The following is a 5,946-nucleotide window of genomic DNA, read 5'->3' on the forward strand; positions in this document are numbered from 1 at the left end:
TCGCCGCCCGACTGGAGGCCCGCGACCACCTGCCCGGCCATCACACCGGTGAGGTGCGGGTCCTCGCTGAAGTACTCGAAATTGCGGCCGGCCCGCGGGTCGCGCTTGATGTTGATCCCCGGACCCAGGAGGACCCCCACCCCGGCGGCCACGGCCTCGGCGGCCAGCGCGGACCCGATCCGGCGGGCCAGGGCGGGGTCCCAGCTCTGCGCCAGCCCCGCGGCCGGGGGGAAGCAGGTGGCCGGGTCGCTCGCACTGAGACCGAGATGGTCCGATGCGCCGGACTGGAACCGCACCCCGTGCGGGCCGTCGGTGAGGACCAGCGCGGGCACGCCGGTGAGCTCCTCGGTGCGCCAGCACGACGCACCGCTGCCGAGCGCGGCCTGCTGCTCGAGATCCAGACCCAGATCGGGTCCGCGGTCCTCGACCTCCTGATCGGCCGCGGCCGGTGACCCCTCGGTGCCTGATGCCATGTGGTGACCCCGTCCTGGTGCGTTGTCCAGTTGTAGCACGGGGCGCGCGGCTGGCCTTCGGGCATGTCAGCCGGTGTCACACCTGTAGAGGGCAGGGTCTGTCCGTCCTGACCATCATCTCGCTCATCCTGGCCCCGGAGACCAGCCAGAAGTCTCTGTATTCCTGACCCGTGAGTCCATAGGATGGGCGCGTATGACCACAATCGGCAGGGTCCTCATCGGGTTATTGCTCTTCAACGGGGTCTCCGCGGTCGGGGGTGGACTCGCGCTCATGACCGGCGTGATCCCCGACGAGCCGTCGTGGATCGAGCACACCGACTTCGCCACCCTCTACTTCCCGGGCGTGATCCTGCTCGCGATCGTCGGGGGCAGCGCGCTGGTCGCGGCGACGGCGATGCTCAAGCGGAGCACGGGATGGCAGGTGGCGAGCATCCTGTCCGGGTGGATCATGGTGGTGTGGATCGTCGCGGAGATCGCCTCGATCCGCGCGTTCCACGTCCTGCAGGTGGTCTACCTGGTCACCGGGGTCGCCGTGATCTGGTGCACCCCGAGGACCCCGACCACTCCGAACCCGACGCCCCGGCGAGGGGCGTCGGACGGAGCCGGGTGAGATCGACGACGACGACGAGGTCCGCTGACCCCGCCGCATCGCCGGATTCCGGGAGCGCGCCGGGGCGTGCGCTCAGCGTGAGCCCCTCCCGGACATCGCCCGGAAGACGTTCAGCGCCCCGAGCACGATGAGCGAGATGCCGAGGAGCCACCACAGGAAGCCAGCGCCCCACACGGGGGTGCTCAGCAGGGAGACGCCGGCGAGGACCGAGATGATCGCGAACACGATCGTCACGCCCTTCGCGCCGGACTCACCGAGAGTGAACAGGGCGGTGAACCCCTCGATGATCCACATGACGCCGATCATCACGGTGACGAAGACGGCGAGGAAGGCCGCGGACTGCTGGAGCGAGGCGAAGGCGTAGGCGCCGGCGATGACCCACAGCAGGCCCAACAGGACATGGCCGACGCGACTTCCCGTCCCGTGGCTCTTGGCGAGCAGGCCGATGGAGATGTAGACGACGCCCGCGACGATGGCGTAGAAGGCGAGCACCCCGGTGATCGCGACGGCGGTCTTGGCGGGCCAGAGAAGAACGGCGATGCCGAAGCCGATGGCGAGGAGGCCACCAATCACCAGCGCGAGGCGAACGCTCTTGGCGACCTGGGAGGCGGTGGACTGGGAGGCGGTGGATCGGGGGGCGGTGGACGTGGTCATTCCGGGGACCTCGCTCGGGAGAGGCGGACGATCGCGGTCGCGATCAACGGAATTTAATCTAGCCTGGTCGGGCCGTCGGCGGGGTGGGTTGCCAGGTCGCCCGACCTCGGTCCGACGGCGAGCACCACTTCGCCGGCCCTTCGTCCATCCCAGAGCGGAGTCCTCCCGCGTTGTTCATCCGGCGTTCAGGCGCACGGAACTGGGGGAGAATCCTGAAGTGTCATGGTGGACCGTCGCGGATCACCGTGACCAGTCGACATCTGAGGAGTTCACAGCACAATGACCACGACCGCTCGAATCGGTACGCGTTTCCTGACCCGGGCAGCCGCCCTGGCGGTGGCCGGCGCCCTCACGCTCACGGCGTGCGCCGAGCCGGACGACGGAGGCGAGACCACGGCGGGCGGAGACGGGGTCACCGGAACGGTCACCCTGTACACCTCCGAGCCCCAGGCGAAGATCGACGAGATCATCGCGGCCTTCAACGAGGAGCAGCCCGACATCACCGTCGAGGTGTTCCGCGCCGGGACGGGTGACCTCCGCGCCCGGATCGCGGCGGAGCAGGCCACGGGGCAGATCGGCGCCGACGTGCTCCTGGCCGCCGACGTCCCGACGTTCGAGGGCTACAAGGAGCAGGACCTGTTCCGCGAGTTCACCCCGAGCGAGCCCGACGCGCTCGTCGAGGTCGCGGTGGACCCCGACGGCTACTACGTGGGGACGCGGATCATCCCCACCGTGATCGCCTACAACACGAACGACGTCGACGAGCCGCCTACCTCCTGGGCCGAGCTCACCGAGCCGGAGTACGCCGAGCGGATCGTCCTGCCCAACCCGGACATCTCCGGCGCGGCCGCGTTCAACGCCTCGGCGTGGAGCCTGCATCCGGACCTCGGCCCGGAGTGGATCCAGGCGCTGGGCGCGAACACCCCCCAGGTCGCCGAATCGAACGGTCCGGTGGCCCAGGCCGTCGCCGAGGGATCGCGTCCGATCGGCATCGTGGTGGACTACCTGGTGCGCGACCTGGCCGCGGCGGGGTCGCCGATCGGGGTCAGCTACCCCGACGAGGGGGTCCCGTACATCACCCAGCCAGGCGCGGTGTTCGCCGACGCGCAGGACCCGGAGGCGGCCCAGCTGTTCCTCGACTTCGTCGTCTCCACGCGTGGCCAGGAGATCGCCGTCGAGCAGAACTACCTGCCGGTCCGCGACGACGTGGGCACTCCCGAGGACGCACCGTCGCTGGACCAGATCGCGCTGTTCGACCAGAACCTCGAGGCGATCGCCCAGAACCAGGCCGCCGCCGTGTCCGCGTTCAACGAGGCGATCCGCTGACGCCACGCGTCCGCCCCCGACCCGACCCCCGATCCCGCCTGTGACCCTGCCGATCCGGATCGTCCTCTGGTCCTCGCTCCTCGGGATCGCCGTCCTGCCCCTGGCATTGGTCGTCTCTCTCGGGTTCGGGGCCAACCACCTTCCGCTCCTGCTCGACGGTGGCATCGTGCAGGCCGCGGTGAACAGCGTGACCACCTCGCTCGCGGCGGCGGTCGGGGCGGTCGTGATCGGCACGGTGATGGCGTTCCTGCTGGACAGGACCGACCTGGCCGGGCGCAGGCCGCTCAAGCTGCTGCTGCTCACGCCGCTGTTCGTGCCACCGTTCATCGGCGCGATCGCGTGGACGGGCCTGGTCACCCGGGGAGGACTCATCGACCGCACGCTGGGGTTCGCGCCCTGGGACTTCTACGGGTTCTCGGGCGTGGCGTTTCTCCTGACACTGCACGCCTATCCCATCGCCTACTTCGTGGTGGCGGCGGCGCTGCGCAGGATCCCCGCGGACCTGGTGGAGGCCGCGCGCATGGGCGGTGCCACACCCCTGCGGACGCAGCTGGACGTGACACTGCCACTCATCCGTCCGGCGATCGCGGCAGCGTTCACGCTGACCTTCGTCAGCAGCATCGGGGACTTCGGCATCCCGATCATCGTGGGCGTCCCCGGCGGCCTCGACACGCTGTCGACGATGGTCTACCGCTACCTCGAATCCGGAACCGTGGACTCCCCGCTCCAGGTGGTCTCGCAGATCGGCATCATCCTGCTCGTGCTGGGCGTGATCGGCACGATTCTCGATCGTCGGATATCGAAGCGGGTCGTGGAGTTCGGCGGGTCCGGGCGGGAGTTCGACACGATGTCGCTCGGGCGGTCGCGTGCCGGGGTCTCGGCTGTGGCCTGGGTCTTCGGCCTCGTCACCACCGTGGCCCCGCTCGCGGGCCTCGTGGTCAGGTCCCTCCTGCCGGCGCCGGGGGTACCGCTGACCTTCGAGACGATGACGCTGGGCAACTACGAACGCGTGCTCACCTCCGCACAGACGATCAACGGTGCCACCAACTCGGTGGTCCTCTCGATCGGGGCCGGGGTCCTCTGCGGGATCCTCGGTCTCGCGGTGGGCCTGTTCACCACGCGGCTCGCCCGGGCCGACCGTGAGCCGATGCTGCTGACGGTGCTGCTCCCGCAGGCCGTCCCCGGCCTGGTCATCGCCACCGGATGGCTCATCCTCGGCCGGTACACCGGGCTCTACAACACCGGATGGGTGATCCTCGGTGCCTACATCACCGCGTTCGCGGCGATCGTGGTCCAGACGGTGCGCGGCCCGCTGGCCGGCATGCATTCGTCGATGGAGGAGGCCGCCAGGATCGGCGGGGCGGGCCCGTTCCGAGCGCACCTCGACACGAGCGTGCGCTTGGCGTTGCCGGCCGCAGGGATCGGCGCGATCATGGTCGCCGTCACGGCCGTGCGCGAACTGACACTGTCGGTCCTGCTCGTCTCGCCGGGGACGCAGACCCTCGGGGTAGTGATCTTCCAGTACCAGCGGGCCGGCGACGTCAATGCCTCGTCCGCGCTCTCGGTGATCCTCATGCTGGTGGGCCTGGTGGTGCTGGCACTGTTCGGGTCCCGGTTCACCAGGCCCGACTCGGAGACAGGGAAGCTGAATGTCTGAACTCGACGCCACAGGGGTGGACGTGCGCTTCGGCTCCACGCGTGCCCTCGATTCGGTCGATCTCCACGTGGACGCCGGTCGGATCCTGGCCCTCGTCGGCCCGTCCGGTTCCGGCAAGTCGACGTTCCTGCGGGCGGTGGCCGGCTTCGTCACGCCGGACGCCGGCACGATCCGGGTCGGGGACCGTGTGCTGGTGGGCGACGGGATCATGGTGCCGCCCGAGCGTCGGGGGCTGGGCATGGTCTTCCAGCACCACGCGGTGTGGCCGCACATGAGCGTCGCCGAGAACGTGGCCTACCCGCTCAGGCGCGCCCGGTGGAACCGGACGGATCGTGAGGCGCGGGTGGCGGAGGTCCTCGAGACCGTCGAACTGGGGGACCTCGCCGACCGCGCGCCGGACACCCTCTCGGGCGGCCAGCGGCAGCGGGTGGCCCTGGCCCGGGCGCTCGTCGCGCGGCCCGCCGTGCTGCTGCTCGACGAGGCGCTCTCGGCCCTGGACGAGCCGTTGCGGGCGAGCCTGCGGTTGATGCTGCGCCGGCTCGCCGCGGAGTACGAGCTCACGATGGTCCACGTGACGCACGACCGTGACGAAGCGCTGGCGATCGGCGACCAGGTCGCGGTGCTCAACCGGGGTCGGCTCGTGCAGGTGGGGTCGCCCGCGGAACTCGACTCCTCGCCGAACAGCGAGTTCGTGGCGCGCTTCCTGCACGACGCGACCTGCGTGGCCGGCAGCATGGGCGACGACCGGTTCCGCTCGGACGACGGCAGGGTGAGTGTCCCCCTCGAGGCGCTGGACTTCCCGTCCGGACGCGTCAACGGCCCCGCGCACCTCGCGCTGCCTCCCGACGGCGTGGAGCTCGTGGATCAGCCCGCCGGCGACGGTGTCCTGCCCGTCGAGGTGGTCACCAGCCTCTACGGGCGTCGTGGTCGTACGGTGATCTGCCGGTCCGGCGACCTCGAGCTGCGCGTTCTGACCTCGGGGATGGACGAGACGTCCCCGGCCGCGCGCGGCGCGCGGGTGAGGCGCGGGTTCGTCTACCCGAGGTAGGCCGACCGGCCCCCTACGTCGCCGCGCTCCCCGCGGTCTTGTCGAGGCGGGTCTGGTCGACCTCGGTCTGGTCGAGCCGCGTCACCACCCCGCGGTCCCCGTCCACGCGGACGCGGTCGCCGGTCCGCAGCGTCTGCGTGGCCACCAGGGTGTTGACCACGCAGGGCAGGCCGTACTC

Annotated in this window: 7 protein-coding genes; 4 read left to right on the forward strand and 3 right to left on the reverse strand. The window is 70.5% G+C overall.

From position 1 onward, the window contains the following. The coding region (locus G6017_RS08380; protein ID WP_277819585.1) for a glycoside hydrolase family 3 N-terminal domain-containing protein at positions 1-473 on the reverse strand (473 nt) is incomplete at its 3' end. Positions 474-666: 193 nt separating this feature from the next. On the opposite strand from G6017_RS08380, the gene G6017_RS08385 reads away from it, so the two are divergent. Then, the gene (locus G6017_RS08385; RefSeq protein ID WP_182616907.1) at positions 667-1,083 is read left to right on the forward strand and encodes a hypothetical protein; all 417 of its coding nucleotides are present in this window, start codon (positions 667-669) and stop codon (positions 1,081-1,083) included. A gap of 72 nt (positions 1,084-1,155) precedes the next feature. Here G6017_RS08385 and G6017_RS08390 read toward each other — a convergent pair whose 3' ends face one another. Continuing rightward, positions 1,156-1,737, reverse strand: coding sequence for an HdeD family acid-resistance protein (locus G6017_RS08390; RefSeq protein WP_182616908.1), 582 nt, complete (start codon positions 1,735-1,737; stop codon positions 1,156-1,158). A gap of 279 nt (positions 1,738-2,016) precedes the next feature. Between G6017_RS08390 and G6017_RS08395 the strand changes: the two genes are divergently transcribed. From G6017_RS08395 to G6017_RS08405, 3 genes are read left to right on the forward strand one after another with little or no spacing between them, the layout of a single operon-like run. Then, positions 2,017-3,063, forward strand: coding sequence for an ABC transporter substrate-binding protein (locus G6017_RS08395; protein ID WP_182616910.1), 1,047 nt, complete (start codon positions 2,017-2,019; stop codon positions 3,061-3,063). Positions 3,064-3,103: 40 nt separating this feature from the next. After that, entirely contained in the window at positions 3,104-4,720 is a 1,617-nt protein-coding gene (locus G6017_RS08400) for an ABC transporter permease subunit (protein WP_182616912.1), read from the forward strand. Beyond that, on the forward strand, positions 4,713-5,768 hold the full coding sequence (locus G6017_RS08405; RefSeq protein ID WP_206682426.1) for an ABC transporter ATP-binding protein: 1,056 nt from the start codon (positions 4,713-4,715) through the stop codon (positions 5,766-5,768). Before G6017_RS08400 ends, G6017_RS08405 begins: the two co-directional genes overlap by 8 nt. 13 nt (positions 5,769-5,781) lie before the next feature. On the opposite strand, the gene G6017_RS08410 is transcribed toward G6017_RS08405, so the two are convergent. Next, positions 5,782-5,946: PEP-utilizing enzyme (locus tag G6017_RS08410; RefSeq protein WP_524536266.1), on the reverse strand; the 165-nt coding region annotated here is incomplete at its 5' end.

It is taken from the genome of Dietzia sp. B44 (assembly GCF_014145245.1).
Lineage (GTDB): Bacteria > Actinomycetota > Actinomycetes > Mycobacteriales > Mycobacteriaceae > Dietzia > Dietzia natronolimnaea.